At 55.5% G+C, this 18,744-nt stretch carries 14 protein-coding genes; 6 read left to right on the top strand and 8 right to left on the bottom strand.

Annotated features, from left to right (window positions below):
- The first annotated feature begins 100 nt into the window (after positions 1 to 100).
- Both SH573x_RS25855 and SH573x_RS25860 read left to right on the top strand, forming a co-directional pair.
- Positions 101 to 805 (top strand): carbonic anhydrase family protein, encoded by a 705-nt coding sequence (locus SH573x_RS25855; RefSeq protein WP_479350942.1) that lies wholly within the window; start codon positions 101 to 103, stop codon positions 803 to 805.
- A gap of 649 nt (positions 806 to 1,454) precedes the next feature.
- Positions 1,455 to 2,138 carry a putative zinc-binding metallopeptidase gene (locus SH573x_RS25860; protein ID WP_479350943.1) on the top strand — a complete coding sequence of 228 codons (684 nt, stop codon included), beginning with the start codon at positions 1,455 to 1,457 and terminating at the stop codon, positions 2,136 to 2,138.
- A 110-nt stretch (positions 2,139 to 2,248) separates the two neighbouring features.
- On the opposite strand, the gene SH573x_RS25865 is transcribed toward SH573x_RS25860, so the two are convergent.
- Complete coding sequence (locus SH573x_RS25865; RefSeq protein WP_479350944.1) at positions 2,249 to 5,962, bottom strand: carboxypeptidase regulatory-like domain-containing protein; 3,714 nt, start codon at positions 5,960 to 5,962, stop codon at positions 2,249 to 2,251.
- Positions 5,959 to 6,339, bottom strand: coding sequence for a BlaI/MecI/CopY family transcriptional regulator (locus SH573x_RS25870; RefSeq protein ID WP_479350945.1), 381 nt, complete (start codon positions 6,337 to 6,339; stop codon positions 5,959 to 5,961). The genes SH573x_RS25865 and SH573x_RS25870 overlap by 4 nt, the downstream gene beginning before the upstream one ends.
- A gap of 218 nt (positions 6,340 to 6,557) precedes the next feature.
- Here SH573x_RS25870 and der point away from each other — a divergent pair, with 218 nt between their 5' ends.
- Positions 6,558 to 7,979 carry a ribosome biogenesis GTPase Der gene (gene der, locus SH573x_RS25875; protein ID WP_479350946.1) on the top strand — a complete coding sequence of 474 codons (1,422 nt, stop codon included), beginning with the start codon at positions 6,558 to 6,560 and terminating at the stop codon, positions 7,977 to 7,979.
- 41 nt (positions 7,980 to 8,020) lie between these two features.
- Here the strand turns inward: der and SH573x_RS25880 are convergent, their stop codons facing one another.
- Positions 8,021 to 9,037 carry a Gfo/Idh/MocA family protein gene (locus tag SH573x_RS25880; protein WP_479350947.1) on the bottom strand — a complete coding sequence of 339 codons (1,017 nt, stop codon included), beginning with the start codon at positions 9,035 to 9,037 and terminating at the stop codon, positions 8,021 to 8,023.
- Between the two features lie 673 nt (positions 9,038 to 9,710).
- On the opposite strand from SH573x_RS25880, the gene SH573x_RS25885 reads away from it, so the two are divergent.
- Positions 9,711 to 10,133, top strand: coding sequence for a thioredoxin family protein (locus tag SH573x_RS25885; protein WP_479350948.1), 423 nt, complete (start codon positions 9,711 to 9,713; stop codon positions 10,131 to 10,133).
- Between the two features lie 232 nt (positions 10,134 to 10,365).
- Here SH573x_RS25885 and SH573x_RS25890 read toward each other — a convergent pair whose 3' ends face one another.
- From SH573x_RS25890 to SH573x_RS25910, 5 genes are all read right to left on the bottom strand, one after another.
- Complete coding sequence (locus SH573x_RS25890; protein ID WP_479350949.1) at positions 10,366 to 12,762, bottom strand: CehA/McbA family metallohydrolase; 2,397 nt, start codon at positions 12,760 to 12,762, stop codon at positions 10,366 to 10,368.
- Between the two features lie 202 nt (positions 12,763 to 12,964).
- On the bottom strand, positions 12,965 to 13,507 hold the full coding sequence (locus tag SH573x_RS25895) for a methylated-DNA--[protein]-cysteine S-methyltransferase (protein ID WP_479350950.1): 543 nt from the start codon (positions 13,505 to 13,507) through the stop codon (positions 12,965 to 12,967).
- A 97-nt stretch (positions 13,508 to 13,604) separates the two neighbouring features.
- Positions 13,605 to 14,708, bottom strand: a complete 1,104-nt coding sequence (locus SH573x_RS25900) for an HD domain-containing protein (RefSeq protein WP_479350951.1) — start codon at positions 14,706 to 14,708, stop codon at positions 13,605 to 13,607.
- Positions 14,709 to 14,897: 189 nt separating this feature from the next.
- Positions 14,898 to 16,130 carry a TIGR03000 domain-containing protein gene (locus SH573x_RS25905; protein ID WP_479350952.1) on the bottom strand — a complete coding sequence of 411 codons (1,233 nt, stop codon included), beginning with the start codon at positions 16,128 to 16,130 and terminating at the stop codon, positions 14,898 to 14,900.
- A 200-nt stretch (positions 16,131 to 16,330) separates the two neighbouring features.
- A complete protein-coding gene (locus SH573x_RS25910; RefSeq protein ID WP_479350953.1) occupies positions 16,331 to 17,170 on the bottom strand; it encodes a sugar phosphate isomerase/epimerase family protein in 840 nt (279 codons plus the stop codon).
- A 248-nt stretch (positions 17,171 to 17,418) separates the two neighbouring features.
- Here SH573x_RS25910 and SH573x_RS25915 point away from each other — a divergent pair, with 248 nt between their 5' ends.
- Together SH573x_RS25915 and rpmA are read left to right on the top strand one after the other, a co-directional pair.
- The gene (locus tag SH573x_RS25915; protein WP_479350954.1) at positions 17,419 to 18,411 is read left to right on the top strand and encodes a hypothetical protein; all 993 of its coding nucleotides are present in this window, start codon (positions 17,419 to 17,421) and stop codon (positions 18,409 to 18,411) included.
- Positions 18,412 to 18,471: 60 nt separating this feature from the next.
- Positions 18,472 to 18,714: a 50S ribosomal protein L27 gene (gene rpmA / locus SH573x_RS25920; protein ID WP_479350955.1), complete on the top strand. Its 243-nt coding sequence runs from the start codon at positions 18,472 to 18,474 to the stop codon at positions 18,712 to 18,714.
- Positions 18,715 to 18,744 lie beyond the last annotated feature (30 nt).

Below are 18,744 nucleotides of genomic sequence, written 5' to 3' on the forward strand. Positions count from 1 at the left end.
CCAATTTGCAACCGACCCAACCGACCCAACTGCCACACGGAACCCAACGGTATTGTCACACAGGCTGGAAGCCCTTGCCAAACACACAGGCTGGAAGCCTATGCCACAACACAGGCTAGAAGCCTATGCCACAACCAAAGCAGGAACAAAGTTACACATGCCACGCAAAGCACTCGTCTCGACCGTTTTAACAGCAGAGGAACAAGCGAGACTCACTCCTGATGAGGTGTTGCAGAGTCTGAAAGAGGGCAATGCGAGATTCGTCAACAACGACATCACCGCTCGCGATCATACAGCCCAAGTTCGCTTGGCTTCAGCCGGCCAGTACCCTAAAGCTATGGTGCTTTCGTGCGTCGATAGCCGCGTACCTGTTGAGGATGTGTTCGATAAAGGTATCGGTGATCTATTTGTGGGTCGTGTGGCTGGTAACTTCGTCAATGAAGACTTACTTGGCAGCATGGAGTTTGCATGTCATGTAGCTGGGGCGAAGTTGATCGTAGTGCTTGGTCATGAGTATTGCGGCGCGATAAAATCGGCGATCGACAATGTGAAGATTGGCAACATTACTTCAATGCTCTCGAAGATACGTCCTATCGTGAAGCGCAGCAGTCAAACATTTCGAGGCAAGAAGCTCTCCACCAATCCTGCATTCGTTGATCACGTAGCCAAGAACAACGTGCGACACAACGTCAAACAGATAACTCGTCGCAGTCCAGTCTTGCGCGCTATGGTCAAAGATGGCAGCTTGAAGATCGTCGGCGCGTACTATGATCTCGACACGGCTGTCGTCGACTTTTTCGACTGATCCTCGCTAGCGCACATGCGAGCTGTAACGTCCCGTCGAGGCCGGCGCAGCGCGGGCCACTACGTAAATACAAATGAATTTCAAGGCCGCCTCTTTTGCAGCAGCTTGGTCGATGTCGTTCAATAGGCTGTGGCCCGCACTCTCTGCCCCCCGTTGGCCCTAACGCGATTTTGGACATGCTGCTCCGCCGACCAGGAACCTGCCGACCAGGTGCGGCCAGGGGTGATCTATCTACAACTTGTCCACTTCGCTCCGATTATTCCGGCAGAAACGCGCCAGAAAATTTGACCAATTTCGGCTGTAGCCAAACACCCCGACAGGGGAGTGGACAAATGGTGACATGGCGGATTACCGGCTCCCAAAATGGGTAAAAATGAGCTAGTCAGGACACACCCAGCCACCAAAAGCCGGATGGCAATGGGAGTCTCGACGCCATTAACGGAATTTCCGGCCTAGCTTATGATAGCTATAGGCAATCCACCCAAAGTAAGGGGTCGCAGAGGGTGGGGCGGTAAATGGCAGAAAGCGGTTGCCTGGCGCGGCCCTGGGAGTCAGACTTGGTGGTGGGCAGGGAAAGCCGCGGCTGGAAATGCATACCGCAATCCAGCTGTTTTTAACTTAACCAGCACTGGCTTTCACTGGTGGCCCCATGGTGGATGTTGACCGCGCTTACAACCAGGTTCGCAGAGAGCTTGCCGAAGTCGGATTGCTCGCCGACGGTGTATACCTCGATCATATCGAGCTCTGCGTTTCCAATTACCCGAGTCGAGGCGAAGCGGGTTATGTGTTTGAATCGATTGGCGATTGGGGACGACTGGGTTTTCGCCCGGGCGTGATCTACTTGCCCAGCGATATGCCACAATTGCCTCGCGTTCCCGGCTCTACGCTAGTCGATACGATTCGTCACGAGTTTGGACACGCCTGGTATTACACCGATCCAAAATTCTTCAGAAACGAGTGGTTTGCCCGCACCTTTGGTGCGCCTTATACCAACTGCAACCCCAAGCCACTGACGGCGTGGTCGCGGCAAATTCTCGGTAACAAGCGTTACCAGAATGCGGTCGTGCGCTGCCGCACCGAGAGTGGCCGTCGTCGAGTTCGCGAAGATCACTTTCGACGCGATTTCATCTCCGACTATGCATCGACTTGTGCATGCGAAGACTTTGCCGAGACCTTTATGTACTTTCTCAAGTACCGCAACTCGCTAGAGCGATTCGATTCGCGGCCTGCCGTCGCCAAGAAGCTGCGAGCCGTCGAGCGAGCCGTCAATCGCACAGCCAGCCAACTCCGCTCCGGCCGAACCCAAGGCCGCTGGCGCGTGAAGTCAGCTTGAGTGCCTAACGTTGGTTGCTGACGTCCTCCCTCGTACTCGTACTCGTACTCGAAAGTAGCGAGTAGGAGTACGAGTAGGAGTAGGAGTAGGAGTTTCCGCTGCCACATCTTTTACGGCAGTAACCTGAGCGTCACATCTTTCGTGCCAGCGGTGGTTTCGATCACGGACTTCAGCGCCGGCTGGCCGGGAATTGGTCTGGGAGGGCCAACTTCGAGTCGGTAGTCGCCTTTGACGAGCTTGCGAAAATGAAAACGTCCCTCCGAGTCCGTGGTGGGTTGGCTGCTGGCTAGATATCCGAGCAAGCCATGTACATCGAGGCTGCTCGACTTGAGTTCGACAACGGCACCCGGCACTGGCCTGCCTTGGCCATCAACGACGATACCCGCGATCTCCTCGTCACCCGTTTGCAGATTCCAAGCTTCGACGTTTGTCACCTCCGCGTCTGCCGTCGCTGTTTTCGTGGTGAAAATAGAAGCGAAATCTCGATTGCTGCCAGGAACTGAGTCAACGCGAACAGAATAGTGGCCTCCAGGTGCCACGGCCAAGGCGTAGTTACCCGCTGCATCCGTGGTGAGTCGACCAATTTCTTTCGACTCCATATAGGTCAATATGACTTTGCCCTCCTTACGATTGCGCGGTGTGTCGATCGATACAACGACAATCGCATCGGCCAGCGGTTGACCATTCAAAGTGACGCGACCTTTTAGCAAAGCCACACTCTTAAGCTCGACCTTTATCTGATACTGGTCGGCCACTAGCGTCTGTGCTGCGCGATACGCTTTGTCACCTATGACCAGCCGAATGTCCAGCGACTCATTGGGTGTTGGGTTATTGCGCAGCAGCATCGATATACGTCCCTGTGCATTGGTCACGATCGGAGCTTCAAGCTGAGTTGTTATTTGACCGACCAACCCGCGATCGGAAGTAACCGCCTCCGTCGTACGCAGAGTGACTTCAGCCCCCGCGGCTGGTTGGCCATCGGGCAACGTTACCGAGATTTCCAGCGGTGGTCGTCGCTTGATAACCACTGGCTCCATGCGCTTGGGCTGGCCATCGCGAGTGTCGAGCGCTATACCGACGATGGTTTCCACATCGGCTGGCACTCTCTCCAGAGTTGCTTGATTCGCAAGGTCGGTAGCCAATACGACGCGATAGCCCGCGAGGGTTTCCACGTCGGGAGGCACGCCTTTTAAAAGTTGTTGCGCCCGGGGCAATTGGAAACCGGGTTGGTCTGTAGCCACCACCACGCGATACACATCGCGCGGCAGTAAGACTTCAAACGAACCATCCTCTGCGGGGATGACTGTTCGAATGCGTTCCAGCGTGGTGTCGTTCAGAAAACAGACCGTTGGCTTGATCGCTGAAAGGCTCTGCCCTGGTTCCGCGACCAGTTGCCCAGTAACGGTCACCGGAGTTCGCAATCGCAAAGTGACTGCCGGCGGTCGCTTGATTTTGTCTGCCTCGATGACGGCAAAACCATTCAGCAAGCCTGATCCCGAAGGTGCCGCTGCTTCCAGCATGCGCTGTGCAAGGTGTGGCAGCTTAAGCTGGCTCAGGCTGCTCGGAAGAACCATCTCGAAATTGCCGTCGGCATTGGTTTCGGTTGTCATATTCACAACAGGCAGAGCCACGTTGACCTGCGCAACCGGTTGTGATTGTTCATCGACAACCTGACCCACCAGTTTGTATCCCGGATCCACTTCGATCTTATACGGTTTGTCCCAATAAATGCGTCGGGAAGGTGGGTAGCGATTATCGTTGCGATTCACCGCATCGATCGGCTGGGAATCGTTGTAGGTAGCCATCACCGCCACGGTGCGCGCTATGCTCGGGTGGGTGATGATCACCGTGGCCAGGCATCCGTGCGGCAAACTTGTCAACTTGAATCGACCCTCACTGTCCGTAACTGTATGAGGAGCCAACTCGGTCGCAGCTAGATTCAGTCGTCGGCCGAACCTCGAAACGGGAAGTGGGTTAAGCTCTTCTAAATCAACGAGCGTAACCTTGGCATCAGCCAGCGGTCGTCCGTCCGGCCAGACGACCTCGGCTGGCAGATCGACGCGTTCTTGCAGTCGGACATCGACATCGGCCTGTCGAAAATTGGTTTGCCTGTTCAGATTGACATGCCGCCAACCAACACCCTGTGTAGGATGCCTAACGGTGACAAAGCCTGGTAGCGAAGTGGGCAGTTGATCGATGGGATAAGGCACGGACTTGAACTCATAGAAACCTTGATCGTCTGTAGTCGCGCGGGCCGTAGCGGACTTCTGACGCACTTTAAAGTAGTTCACAGCACTCGGTAGCCGATTCTGATTGATACGCGGCCAATAGGCAAAGCTCTCTGCATGCAACGCAACATCTGCTCCCGCTACTGGCTGGCCACCGGCATCCACCACGCGTCCACTGACCGCTGCAATGGCAGGTTTGAGTGCGAACATGGCCGTCATCTCTGCCTGGCTGACCACTCCGCACGCAGTTAGCAAATAACCAAAGTCAGCTTCCACAGGGCTAGGCGACTGCACTGGATCAGCAGCCGGTGCCGCTGTTGGTGCTTGAGCCTGTTCTGCAGGCGGCTGTGCGGCTGCAACTGCCAGGGCTTCACTGGTCACCCAGTTCAATTCCACTGTGGTGATTGCAATTAAAGCGATCAGCGGAATGAATGCCAAGCCTCGCACGCGATTTGATGAATCGCTGGCGGTTGGTAGCGACAGAATGTGCGTGATGCGTTGGCTTAAATTCATGGAGCAAGCCATGCCCACTGCCAGCCCCGTGGGCGGTCGGCGACCTTGCAATCGCTGGAGCACATTCAGCAAGCAAGTTGCGTATCGGTCGCCGGGCATGCCCGAAGCGACGACCAGTTCGTCGGTCGCCAGTTCGCGCACGCGAGCTTGCTGATCATCCATATACCAACTCGCTGGATGAAACCAGTAAAGGCACTTCAAGGTCAACGAAGCCAACTGCGACCACGTGTCCAAACGCTTAACGTGCGCCAGTTCGTGCAATAGCACACAGCGCTGCTCCTCGGGAGGCCAGCTGGCAAACTCCGTGGGTAACAGTACAGTGGCCCGAGCCACGCCAAACATCAGTGGCATCGTGACTCGATCATCAGCCACAACTCTCGGTATACGCTTGAGCCCGATTTGACGGCACGCCTCAGCAACCAACGTGTGTGTTAATTGGAGTTGCGTACCACGTCGCGCAAGCGACCACAGTCGTATGGTCGATAACCATGCGCGCACTGCCAGGCACGCAACTCCACCCACATAAACGATTACCAGGCAGCGCATCAACACCAGCCAGCCAGGCAGTTGCCATCGCGCATCACTAGCCGGCTTGGTTTCGGAAACTGGTGTGCCCTTCGACGTAGCCATTCCGATGTCTCGCGCAGTGATGACTGCAGCTGGGGCAGTTGATGTCGGAACTGCCGCAGCCGGTGGCAGGGCGGATGGAATGGTAGCCTTGATGACAGAACCGACCGGCGCATTTTCAATTGCCTCGAGCTTTAGCGCACTGGTCTGCAATTCCTCGATACGGGGTTCAGTAGTGAGCGGGGCCTGCAAGTTGATGGGCCAACCGCCTATGATCAAGTGAACCGGCATCAACAGTAGTGCGAGCACGATGGCCGTTAGCCACAAACGATGGCGGGCCCGGGCACTGGGATGATTGCCCTGGGCACCCGCGCCCCAGAACAACCGGGCTGGCTGCCAGCGCGACAAAGCCGTGGCCAGGCCGGCGACCAGAAATAACTGAACCACTACCACGCTCACCAGGCTGCCTAGCGACAGCCAATCGAGCCCCACTGTCTGGCTGAGAGAGTCCATCATGGTTTGCGTTTCTCCGGTTTGTGGTGTTGATCGATCAAGGCTCGCAGGCGCTGGATTTCTTCGTCGCTGATCTTGGTTTTGGGATCCGCCAGGTGTGCCGCCAAGGCTTCTTCGACTGAGCCTTTGAAGAAGACGTTCAGCACTTTGCGCAGCGCGCTGCTGGCGGCCGACTTCTTGGGTACCGCCGGTCGATAAATGAATCGCTTGCCGTCTTGCCGGTGTTTCACTGCTCCCTTTTGCTCCAAGAGTCTGAGTTGCGTACGCACCGTAGCATTGGCCAGTTCATCGGGCATCTCCGCCACGATCTCGTTGGCCGTCGCTTCACCCAGCAAATACAGCACGTCCAGAATCTGCTGCTCGCGACGTGTTAATTCCATAACCGATCCTCCCAAAAGAATGTGTTATTTTTCTAACACAACTACCCGGGCAAATCAAGCTGGATCTGTTATTTTTTTAACAGTTTTAGGGAGCCTGGCCGGAGGGCAAGCCGGCCAGGGGGGGTGCGCTGCGAGCCGGCGGGAAAAATTGCGACTGTTCAAAGTATGGCAATAAACTAGACTAGGGGATTCTCAAAAATTTCCCCGTGGTGATTCTAATGCCGGTACCCCGTGTCGTGATTGTTGGCCGCCCCAATGTGGGCAAGAGCAGCATTTTCAACTGGTTGTGCGGTAAACGCATCGCCATCGTTGACGATATGTCTGGCGTTACCCGCGACCGCATTACCATGCTGGTCGAGCATGAAGATCGCTTCTTTGAAATCGTCGATACCGGCGGCATGGGTATCGATGACGTTGATAATCTGACTAAAGAAATTGAACAGCAGATCACCAACGGCATCGACGAAGCCGACGTCATTCTGTTTGTGGTCGATACCAAGACGGGCGTGGCACCCCTGGATGAAGAAGTAGCCGAGCGGCTGCGCAAAGTCGAAAAGCCCGTCCTGCTGCTAGCCAACAAGACCGACCATGCCGGACTGGATGTGCAGGCTCACGAGTTTCACAAGCTGGGTCGCGGCTGGTTGATACCGGTCAGCGTGCTGCAGAATCGCGGCCGCACCGACCTGCTGGATGAGATCCTGACACGCTTGCCCAAGAAGGACTACGAAGACAGCGAAGTTGAACCAGCGCGGATGAAAATGACGATCGTCGGTCGTCGCAACGTCGGCAAGAGCACCTTCGTCAATACGCTGGCCCGCGCCGAACGCATGATCGTGAGCGAAGTTCCCGGGACCACTCGCGATAGCGTCGACGTGCTGTTCGAACTGGACGGTTATCGCTTTATGGCGATCGACACACCGGGACTGCGGCGCAACAAGAGCATCCGCACCGACATCGATTTCTATGGATTCCATCGCGCCCAGCGCAGTATTCGCCGGGCCGACGTGGTCTTTCTTTTCTTCGATTGTATGGAAGCGATCAGCCGCGTCGACAAGCAGCTAGCGCATTACATCGAGCAGCAGTTCAAGCCTTGCATCTTTGTGATCAACAAGTGGGACAAAGTCGCCGGGCAGGTACCGACTGAGCGTTGGGTGCGATACTTGCGCGAGCATTTTCCGACCATGGCGTATTGTCCGATCGCTTTCATCACGGGCCAAACCGGCAAGAACGTCAAAGCGCTGCTCAATCATGGACAGATGCTGTACAAACAAGCTTCGACGCGGGTGCCGACCAACGCCATCAATCGTTTGATCAAAGCCGCCCTCAGGCAGCAGCAACCGTCGATGATCTCGGGCAAACGACCCAAAATCTACTTTGCGTCGCAGATTTCGACCAATCCGCCGACGATTGTGATGATGTGCAATAACCCGCAAGGCTTTACCTCGCAGTATCAGCGTTACTTGCTGGGCGTACTCCGCGATCACCTGCCCTTCGGCGAAGTGCCTATCAAGTTCTACATGCAGAAGCGCGATAGCCACACCGGCGCCGGCCCTGGTGCGACGCTGGAAGATGAACAAGGCGAAGTGATCGAACTGATCGATTCCGACGACGAGTTCAGTGATTCGCTCGAAGAAGAGTGAACGGTTGCGAACGTAAGGGAACACGCACAAACAGCAGGAGCTTACATCAGCGACATTCGTCCGCCTTGTTTCATGCTGGCCTGTGCTTTCTCGATCGCATGCAGACTGCGATACACATCTTCTAAGTCGCCCATTTTGCGGACCAGGCTAGTCACGGCCCGGTGAAACTGCGCCAGCAATTGCTGACCGACCGATAGTTCGCTGTCGAGCGACTCCTGGTGCCGACCGGCTTCGTCAAACCAGATGAGCGAATTGGGCAGATCGACAAAGGCCACACCTTTTTCGCAGGCAACTTGCACGCCGGCCGGTGGGCGGAAGGTAATGGCCTCATGCCAACTGCCTGGAATGTAGGCTCCGCAACTGATCTGAGCCAAGGTTGCCTGGTCGGGCGCGTCGCCTTTGGAAAAATCCATGCTCAGCACCTGATAGTCGGGGGTAGCCGCTTCGGTCATTGATGGGTGATAGACCGCCTGAACAGCCCGCGGTTCATTGCCCACGATGAAGCGACACCAATCGATCAGTTCCATCAACTCTCGATGACTACGATCGATCAGGCTCCGCTGGCTCCGCTGATGCGTGCCGCTGCTCTCGCAGGCCAGGCGTCGATGGCAGAACAACAGCCGAGGTCTGCCTAAGCGCGTGGCGATCAATTCCTTCAAACGCAAAGTCGCAGGTGCAAATCGTCGCGGGAACTCCGCCATAAATGCCACACCAGATTGTTCGACTTCCTTGCGCAATTCGTGGGCCACCGCGGGCTCGAAATCCACTTCTGTCCCGCAATAGATGGCTTTGCCAAATTCGCAGGCGGCATGAATTGGCAGGGTGCCGAACCAATCGCCGTCCAGCAGCATGATGGCGTCGATGTCTTCACGCTGCAGCATGGTGCGGTAACCGTCGAAGCGTTCACAGTGAAACTCCTGGGCAACCTGGTCGGCCAGGCGTGCGACACTACTGTACACGCCGCGGACCTCGAACCGATCCTGGAGCATTCGCAGGGCAGGACGGTATCGATTCTGCCAATCCTTGCTCAGGCCGATCAGTCCCACTCGCAATCGCATTGTTGGCTCCTAAGGGGTTGGTTTGCGATTCTTGATACGCACATTAGTAGGCTAAACGCAGTTCCAGCAGGCGGAAAGCCCAGAGCACTGCGTCCCCAGGGTACGCCACTGACAGGCCTCAGGCCAATGACACTGGGGGTCTTTTGAACGTTCTTCCCACACATTCCACTCTTTTGGTTTGGTTTTGCAAAAAATCTTTTGGACCAATTGACCCCCACCAAGCGGAGGGGCACAGGACGCGGATCCTGGCATTGTACCGTTTACGTAACCATCATCATGGGAAAGACTTGGCGTTTTCTATCCGTTTTGTAAGTGGTCATGCTGTACAAGACTCGGGAGGGCTCCAGGGGCCTGACGATAATGCTAGCACGACAGCAGGCGGTTGCCAGCACCATTCCCATGCCTATACTCGGTCCAACATTGGTCGTCAAAGGTTGCACGATTGGTAGAGTTTAGCCAGTTAACCCAAGATCCTGATTCTCATCTTCGACTTGTACCCTGTGGGCTGAAGCAACCTTTGACAGCGAGACACATCAGCGCGCTGGAGTGGAAAGGACTCGAACTGCCGACTGTCGTTAAAGTTCAGCAATGACAGTCTGTTTGAACCGGCAGGAGTCCTGTTCATCTTTGCTGATTGATCGCCACACTGTCTTTTCACGAAGGGATGACAAGTATGGTTCATGTGGCAATAGCTCTATTGATGGCTATTACTATTGCGGGAGCGCCGAACGAAGGCCTAGACGAGTACGACGCTGCGTGCGCAAAAGCCGAAAAGGAGAAGAAGCCGCTTCTGGTCCTGGTAGGTGCCAATTGGTGTGCGTCCTGCCAAGTGATGAAGAAGGAAACGATTGAACCCATGAAAGGATCGGGGGAACTGGATGATGTCGTGGTGGCTGTCGTCGATAAAGACGCCAAGCCAGAGTTGGCCGAGCAATTGATGCGAGGTTCGACTCTCCCACAAGTTGTCATGTTCAAGCAGGAAGCTGACGGCTGGAAACGTTTTAGTTTAACCGGCATGCAGAGCCAATCGCGGCTTCGCGAGTTGCTCTCACGAGTACGAGAACCAATCAAACAAACGGCTGCTCGCCCACAGTAAAGAGCATGCGTTTAACTCATTCAATTTCTCATTAATTTGCTCAGCCTCTTGCCGACGGTGGGTACCAAAGGAAGCAATTTCGCGTTCCAACCCGACGCCTGACAGGCAAGTAACAGGTTTATTACTCATCGCTCGTTCGGCTCGTTGCCGGGCACGCGAAGAAAAATCAAGCGGACGACCTACCAGCGCAGGTCGTCCGCTTTTTTTATTTCAACGTGAAGCTGTTTAGTTCTTACGGGGCTACGCTCTCGGACAGGCGCGCATCGTAGATCTCGCGAGCTTTTTGATAGGCAGCGGCGGCCTCTGGGCGCTCGCTCTCGCGGATCTGATTCTGTTTGCGCTCCCAACACACGTCGACAGCCTGGCGACACCACTGAGCACTGGCGCGGCTGGCTCGAATCGGCTTGTCATCGACGACTACGAAAATCGGGTTGGTGTGGACCGAGGGCAAGATCCGCACGGCTACCCAACTCGAATGCTTCAACTCCACGTTCCAGCTTAGTTCTTTCACCTGGCCGTCAGCTTCGATCTCTTGCCGCGCAGCTACCTGACCGTTGACGATCAATTCGACAGGTACTTTGCGCGAGCTGCCCAAGCGGCATCGCTCCAGGTGCCAATACGGTTTGTCGTCCAAACGACGTTTGGCAATCGCTTGACCTTCACTGGATTGTTGGGCATCGAGCATGGCCGCGACATCCGCCACGACTTTTACTTTGCCCGGCTGCGCTAGGCGATGTTCGCTGGCCGGTCCGTTGGCCTCAGTCGATTGCCCCAGCGCGGTATCGCCTACCTGAAAGCGGAGCACATGGCTGAGGCCATCACCGCAGTAGCTGCGACCATTCTTCAGGCCATGGACCCAGCGTTCGTAGTTGAGTGGTTGGCCTTCGTCAAGCTGTACATAGATGCGTCCCAGTCCAACGCGTTCGCCATAGATGCAGGGAAAATCTGTCTCGCCGCTGATGCGTGAGCGGAAGCCGGTGTTGAGTGTGTGATACCAGATATTCAATTCCCAAATCGCGGGTGTATCAACGGCTGAAATAAAATCGCAGGCCTCGTGTGCCACGGTCACGATAAACTCATTGGCACCAATGCCGTCAAAGGCCGGCATGGCCATATCCGGCAGCTTGTCGGCCGCGCGTCCGCCAGCGCGAGGCGCAAATTCATTTTTGCCGCCCGGGCTAGGTGCTCGCGAACCATCGGGCATGTAATCGGGCAGTGCTAGTCCCCAGCCGCTGTGACTGTAGCCCACCACGCCGCCTTGTTCTTGCCCCCACTTGAGCACCGGCAAAGTCCAACTGGGCCACTGTTCGATGCGCTCGGTACCAGGATAGTCATCTTCGGAAAGACGCAGCAAACACAGATGGCCCGCATGCGATGAAGGAAAGCCGCTAACTTCGACATCGTAACGCATCAAGTAATCGCGCTTGCTCAGGTCCGATGTGCGGCCTTCGAAGAATTGCTTTTGGTAGTACCAACACGGTCCCCAACTCAGCACACAACCCACTTTCAAATCTTCGCCTAAGATGTGGCGCATCATGTCGCCAGGTTTGACGCCTTCAGTCGGTTGATCGTAGTGCGCACAACCTGCGGCATGCACATGATGGTCGCCGCTGAACCAACTGCGCTGCGTGGGATCGATCCAGCGATCGAGCTTGACGACCAAGGGCTCAGGAGCTTTGTCGGCCACAACATCAATCTCTGTTTGAAAGACGTGATATTCGGGTCCACGCGTGGCTGTTACAAAGTAATGGCCGGGCGGCAAATCAATCGTTTCACCATCTTGCCTGTAGACCTGTGGATGAAAGAAGAAGTCGGGCGCCAAGCGCCGAGCTGGATTGGGATACACACGGCCTTGAGCATCTTTGACCAAGAGCGCTGCCGTCGTAGGCGAGCCATCAGTATCGCGGATTGATAAACGAACTTCGCTAGCGGGTTTGCAGGCAAACTGCATGGGGGCTTCATTGCGGAAGCCCAGGTCCTGCGTGCCCTGTCCCACATCAAATGCCAAGGTCGCTTCGCGCGCACCCGCATCGCGACTATAGAGTTGCACCAGTCGATACTCCAGCGCTAGCCCCGAGAGCGTCGGCAATAAGGGCTGCTTGTCCAGCACCGCCAACTCTAACCACCGATCGCGGACGTCGGCCGAGGTGATGGTCTGTTTCGGTTCGGGCGAACCCGAACTGGCTCGCAAGAATTTCTGAGCTTGAGGACTACTGATGCGCAGGGCTGCCGTTACACCCGCTTCGTTATGGACCTTGATTAAAAAAGTTCGCCAGCCGTTTTGCGTTAATTCTTGACGTGCAATAGGTGCGGCGACTTTCACGCGGCTTTCCGGATTGATCGACACGGCCGCCAAACACAACGGGTCAAGCAATTCTTGAATTCGCTTGAGCGCGGACGAATCATCGCCGGTCATAGCCTGCTCCAGCTCAGAAGCCAGCGAAGCCTCCAGCGGTGAACCAGCCAACTCGAGGGCACTAACCACGCGCCGCGTAGCAGCGATGAGTGGCTGTGTTTCAACTTCAGTAACTTGCGGCCATGACGGTGGCAGTTGCGCTTGCAATGCCCAGGCCGACAGATTCCAGAGCACCAGCGTCCACAACACAGTCAGTCGCATTCGCACAACCATTGATCACCTCCGACAGATAGTAGCGGAAGCCGCCAAGGCTTTCGTCTGGGTTTGTAGCGGAAGCCGTCAAGGCTTTCGAGTGAGTTGTAGCGGAAGCCGTCAAGGCTTTCGAGTCTTGAGTTGGCTCGCGATATAATGGCAACGCTCCGAAATGCTTGACGCATTCCGCTCCCAGCATATCCGAAATGCTTGACGCATTCCGCTACCAGCATGTCCGAAATGCTTGACGCATACTGCTACTGGCTTTCAAGCTGGCGGCGCTGATACCCTCCATCTCGAGGAGCCAAAGTTTGGTATCGATGCCGCCCAGGCCTGAGTAGCCGGTCAGTTTACCCGATTGCCCAATCACGCGGTGACAAGGCACGACCAGTGGCCAGCGATTGCGAGCCATGGCCTGTCCGACGGCCCGGGCCGCTTGCGGACTTCCGGCGGCCGCGGCCAATTGGCCGTATGTCATAAACTGACCACGTGCAATCTGCGCGCAACACTTAAGGACTTGGCGATGAAACTCGGGCACTCCGGTCCAGTCGAGATGCTCGAGCGGAAAATCGAGTTCGCCACGGTTATCAAAGTACTCAGCCAGTGCACTGCTTAAAGCTCGCGGCCCAGCTAACCTGGCCTCCGCACTATTCATCGGAACTGTGCCCGGCAGTTCCATGCGTCCAAAGGTCAGTCTGCACAGCCCGCCGGCTGTCCAGACTGCCGTCAATTCACCCTTGGGCCAGTTGAGCGTTTGAAGTTGCATAATATTGTTTTCTTTGTGTACCGTAGCCACCGTCGCCAGACGGTGGACGTGCTGCCTTCAACTGACCACCGCTTGGCAGCGGCGACTACGAGCGCCTCTAACCGAACTTTTCATTCAGGTCACGAATATACCCCAGCGCGGCCTCTAGATCCGAGGTTTCCACTCCGGCCACGCGACCGGCGCGATCGCATTCGGCCAGCATGAGCAGTTCGTCATAACTTTCGTGCGCATGCAAGCGTCGTTTGGCCCGCGCTCCCAACGTGCCGTCTAGGATTTGCTGCGCCTCCATGTGATGCTCAATCAACCAGGCTGTGCGATCTGAGATAAACCCTTCGAGCGCCTCCAGACCGGCAGCCACATGCTGCTGCGGGTCAATACCTTTGCCAACATCATGCAACAAGGCAGCCAACAAGAACTCTTCGTCGTAGGGCAGCTCATCGCAAGCTAAATCAAAGACCTGCAGGCTGTGATACAGCACATCTCCTTCGGGATGGTACTTGGGATGTTGCTTGACATTCTCCAGTGGCAACAATAGTGCAGTGAATACTTGAAAGCGATCGGGCGTATCGTCCAAGTCGCTCAGAGATTGCTCGACTTGCAAGTCTGGATATTCTTCGGCCAGCAGTTCTTCCAGCTCAGCGATGCTAGCCCTTTCAATCGCTTTGCCGGTAACTGAGCTTTTAAAAACATAATGCGCCAAGTTCGCGGCATAAACCGTCAGCTCAACGGGAAACACATCACGCAGGTGGATGTGAGTAAAGATCCGCTCTTCACCATGTTTCTGGACGCGTTTCTTTTCGACGTCGTAAAACAGCATCTGCTCATCGAGCACGAGCGTGATGGCATCGATGCTATCGGAGAAGAGGTGAATGTCGATGTCTGAGCCTTGTCGCACGTGCCCGGTCATAACGCTGCCGATCAGACGTGGACGAAAACGCTGCAGCAAACGCATGATGCGCAAAGCGACTAACCGCATTTGCTGCAGATTGTCAGTACGAGTACTGCCTTCATGCATGCGTGCGAAGGCTTGAATCTCATCGCGGATCTCGGCGTTGCTGGGCAAGTCAGCGGGTTTGACCCAACCGCGCGCGATGCGCTGGGCCGCTTTCATTTTGGCCCGATAATATTCTGACTCTTCGCGGTAATACATCGCGCGGGCGGCATCCAGCGCGATCTGCCTCCTAAGCTTGCTAGATTTCATTCCAGGTGCCGCATATCAAACGGCATGTTGTGATGGAAAGAGATTGGTCGAGCCCAAATTCTAGAGCTCACGTTCCGAAAGATCAAATCTCCCTGCAAATAAAAAACCCTCGCAGCGTGAGCCACGAGGGTTTGTATTGCTGGCCGCTGGCGTCAGCCGCTGCAGCTTGGGTTGACCGAATACCGCCGATTAACGGCTAGCGACTAGATCTTTGTCTTCGTCGAAATTGAAGGTCAACGAGACTTCATCACCAGCAATCAAGCGTAGGCTTTCACGTTTGACTTGGCCATCGTGATGAACTTCGACGATGTAATCATCCCACTGTTGACCAGCGGTCAATTGTGATGTGCGGAAGGTCCGCACTTCACCGGTGGCCTTGGTTTCGTTACCAGCCAGAATGACCTTGGCATCTGCCGGCACATTCAACGTAACCGCCGTTTGTACACGCGTATCTTGCAGCGAGACAAACTGAACTGCTTCTTTCTGTCCGGCGGTCAAGGTCACCAGCTTGGTTTCCTTGGCGACTTGTCCGTCTGCAGCCACAACTTCAGCTCGCAGTTCAAACTTGTAGCTCTTGCCTGGAACCAGACCGCGACTGACGTATTGACGGCTAGCACCCGTGCTGGTGGTTGGCATGTCATTGACATAAATCTTGGCTGCGGCAGGTACATCCACATTCAAGTAGATCGCATCGCTATCGCTGTTAGCGCTGTGTGAAGCCAAGCTGGCTGCGCCTGCGGGTGATTGATTCGAGACGCCAATGTAGCCGCTTGAATAGCTGCTGCCGGTGCTACCATAGCTCGACGAGCCCGTGCTGCCATAAGACGTGCTATAGCCAGTGCTGCCGTACGAGGTGCTGTATCCACCGCTGCTGCCATAGGAACTACTGTAGCCGCCGTAACCGCCACTGCTTCCGTAGGAGGTGCTATAGCCGCTGCTACCATAGGAACCGACGTAGCTACCACTGCTTCCGCCAGTGCTGCCATAGGAGCCAACATAGCTGCCACTTGAGCCGCCACTGCTGGCGTAAGCCGCGCGACGTGCGTGCTTGGCGGCCATGTGATCGTGGACGTGAGCAGCAAAGCGACGCAGGGGTCCTGGACCGTGACCAGAGGAGCCGTAGGCAACAGCACCGGAGCTACCGCCACCGGAGCTACCGCCAGTGCTGCCGTAGCCATAACCAGCATAGCCACCGCTGCTACCATAGCTTGCAGCTGCGTAGCCTGTGGAACCATAGCCTGCGGACGCATAACTCGCAGCCCCATAGCCGCCACTGCTTCCATAGCCTGCGCCACCACTGGAACCGCCAGTGGAGCCGCCACGATGCAGCAGCCCAAAACCCGCACTAGCGGGACTGGCCACTAGCGACACGACGCAGCAACTGGCTGCGATGACGAAAAGCCGAACCATTGTGTACTTCATGTGCCCAAACTCCACGGCTGACAATGTCAAAAACTACCGAATGTGAGGATTATTCGGAACTCACTTGCTAGGATAACCAATCAACGGGGAGGTACAAGCAGGCTGGGTAGATTTTACCACCTGCGTGCACCGGGGCGTCTAGGAAGAGATTACGTCGCCATGCGAAGCGAAATCTGTTCCAGCTGCGAAGTTTTGGGAAATTAGCCAATCTCCTTAAGAGCGTCTTTCGCAACTTTCACGCACTGCCGGATATCCTCCAGCGGGTTCTGTTCGTTCTCTTCATATTCCAGCGACAGGGCGCCATCGGCGGGGAACTTAGTATCCACCAGGGCTGCAAAGACCTCAGCCACGTTCAGGTGGCCTTTACCCAAGATGACCCCCTTTGTCTTGTCTTGCTTCTCAGCAAAGTCCTTCAAATGCACGCCAAAGAGGCGACCGGTCAACAACCGAACCACTTGCGTTGGCTCCTCGCCGGAACGAATAAAGTGCCCCAGATCGGCACATGCCCCAATGCGCGCATCGCGCTTTTCAACGGCTCGCAGCACGTCGATCGCTTTGTTGTAGCGGTGCGTTGGACCGTGATTATGAATGGCCACGCGAATATCAAATTCCTTGACCAACTGCTCTATACTGTCGAAGGAATCGGGGTCGGGATCAGCCGTGATGTTGCGAATGCCCGCGGCTTTGGCGAACTCAAAGACCTTGCGATTGGCTGCATCGTTTTTGGACAAATGATTGACGCCGTGCGCGGAAATGCTCAGCCCCAAATCGCTGACCTGCTTTGTAATGGCTGCGATTTGTTCAGGCGTGGAGTCCAGGGGAAACATGCCGCTATAGAACTCGACTTGTTCAAAACCCAAGTCTTTGGCGTGCTTGAGAGCAATGGTGGCATCTTTGTAGCCGCGAAGCGAATACAACTGGATGCCCAGTTTCAGACCGCTTTGGTCTGCAGCCAAGGCAATCGGGGCATAACGCAGCGCCGCAGCGGCCACGGTGAGAATAGCTGAGGTTTTGACAAAATGTCGGCGAGATAAAGCCATAGCGTGGCTCCTGCTTGGGGGGAATGATCGAGTGCGGGAAGAGGTTGACCAGTGAGTATGATAGCCTGTGCAAACCTCGAAATCGCTGCGAATCGCAAAACTCAAACTTGAAATTTCAAATCTCAAATTTCAATTCCCCAATCCCAAAAATGCTTTAGTTCTGCCGGAGAGCGACTACACTACAAGGTTGGAAGAATCGGATAACTCTCGTCTCGGCTCTGGCCGCTATTAGTAAAACGGATTCAAGCATGGTTTTACGCTGGCAGCGTTCGTTTCAAGGTTTGGCAGCCTTCTCCCTGGCTTTGGCGCTGGTGGGCGTCGATTTTGTGCCGGCCCAAGATAACCTAGCGCCTGCAGGCGGATTGCCCGTCACGGCCAACTCAGGTCGTCGCCTGGCCGCGGACGCTATCAACATTATTCCGCCGTCGCCCGAATTGGGTGATACGGTCGAAGGTCCGCTGACATTGCCCCTGAAGTCTGCCGATTCTCTGCAGTGGACTCCCAATTTCGCGCCCACTTCTGAGACCCTGGTCAACAAAGTCAAAGACGAGATCTTCCGCAATGAAATCTGGGGTTTGGAAATTGGATTCAAACCGGTACGCATGCTCGCTGTGGACCTGTCAACCGCGACGGGTGAAACCCAAACCAAGGTTGTGTGGTACTTGCTGTATTACGTCAAATACAAGGGCGGCGACATAGTTCCCAAGCTCGAGAAAGATCAGTTTGGCAACGACGTCTATCAACCGACCCCCAGCGCCGGACGCACCGAGCGTCGGTTCATGCCGCACTTTACCCTCAACTCCACCGCCCTGGGTAGACAGACCAATAGCAAACTAATTCCGCAAGCGCTACCGCTGATCATGGAAAAAGAACGCGTCGGCAAGCCAGTCTACGATCACATCGCCATCCAACGCGTGCCTGTCAAGTTGTCGACGGAACTCGAGTCCAATGAAGTCTGGGGGGTCGCCACCTGGACTGACGTTGACCCTCGAACTGATTTCTTCTCCGTGGAAATTCGCGGGCTAACCAATGCCCAGAAAACCGAAACTGTTGAGGGTGAATTGGTCAGCAAGCAAAAAACGCTGGTCCTGAACTTTTCCCGCCCCGGCGATACGGTCAACGAACTGGCCGACATCATCCGCTACGGGGTGCCAGCCTTGGCCGACCCAGTCCAACAAAAACGCGTGCTAGCCAAATACGGTTTGCGAGAACGACTTGATCATTATTGGGTTTATCGCTAGGATTCTGAGTTCTCCAGAATACCAAACATATCGAAATCCAATTAGGCAGAGAATTCAGCGATGGCACACAAGAAAGGTCAGGGCTCGACCCGTAACGGACGCGACAGCAATGCTCAGCGTCGTGGCGTAAAGCGCTTCGGTGGCGAACAAGTCACCGCCGGTTCGATCCTGGTTCGCCAAGTCGGCACCAAGTTTCACCCTGGTCGCAACGTCGGCATGGGCAAGGATTACACCCTGTTCGCCCTCAAAGAAGGCGTCGTCCAATTCGACCAAGAAGGCCGCCGAGTCAATATCGTCGCCTAAACCGCAACCTACCGGCACTATCCGTAGCGG

This window comes from Rania fehmarnensis, assembly GCF_056494185.1.

Bases quoted from the DNA above. Each gene is read 5' to 3' on its own strand.
- SH573x_RS25855 (WP_479350942.1), top strand. From the start codon at position 101: ATGCCACAACACAGGCTAGAAGCCTATGCCACAACCAAAGCAGGAACA.
- SH573x_RS25860 (WP_479350943.1), top strand. From the start codon at position 1,455: ATGGTGGATGTTGACCGCGCTTACAACCAGGTTCGCAGAGAGCTTGCC.
- SH573x_RS25865 (WP_479350944.1), bottom strand. From the start codon at position 5,962: ATGATGGACTCTCTCAGCCAGACAGTGGGGCTCGATTGGCTGTCGCTA.
- SH573x_RS25870 (WP_479350945.1), bottom strand. From the start codon at position 6,339: ATGGAATTAACACGTCGCGAGCAGCAGATTCTGGACGTGCTGTATTTG.
- der (WP_479350946.1), top strand. From the start codon at position 6,558: ATGCCGGTACCCCGTGTCGTGATTGTTGGCCGCCCCAATGTGGGCAAG.
- SH573x_RS25880 (WP_479350947.1), bottom strand. From the start codon at position 9,037: ATGCGATTGCGAGTGGGACTGATCGGCCTGAGCAAGGATTGGCAGAAT.
- SH573x_RS25885 (WP_479350948.1), top strand. From the start codon at position 9,711: ATGGTTCATGTGGCAATAGCTCTATTGATGGCTATTACTATTGCGGGA.
- SH573x_RS25890 (WP_479350949.1), bottom strand. From the start codon at position 12,762: ATGGTTGTGCGAATGCGACTGACTGTGTTGTGGACGCTGGTGCTCTGG.
- SH573x_RS25895 (WP_479350950.1), bottom strand. From the start codon at position 13,507: ATGCAACTTCAAACGCTCAACTGGCCCAAGGGTGAATTGACGGCAGTC.
- SH573x_RS25900 (WP_479350951.1), bottom strand. From the start codon at position 14,708: ATGAAATCTAGCAAGCTTAGGAGGCAGATCGCGCTGGATGCCGCCCGC.
- SH573x_RS25905 (WP_479350952.1), bottom strand. From the start codon at position 16,130: ATGAAGTACACAATGGTTCGGCTTTTCGTCATCGCAGCCAGTTGCTGC.
- SH573x_RS25910 (WP_479350953.1), bottom strand. From the start codon at position 17,170: ATGGCTTTATCTCGCCGACATTTTGTCAAAACCTCAGCTATTCTCACC.
- SH573x_RS25915 (WP_479350954.1), top strand. From the start codon at position 17,419: ATGGTTTTACGCTGGCAGCGTTCGTTTCAAGGTTTGGCAGCCTTCTCC.
- rpmA (WP_479350955.1), top strand. From the start codon at position 18,472: ATGGCACACAAGAAAGGTCAGGGCTCGACCCGTAACGGACGCGACAGC.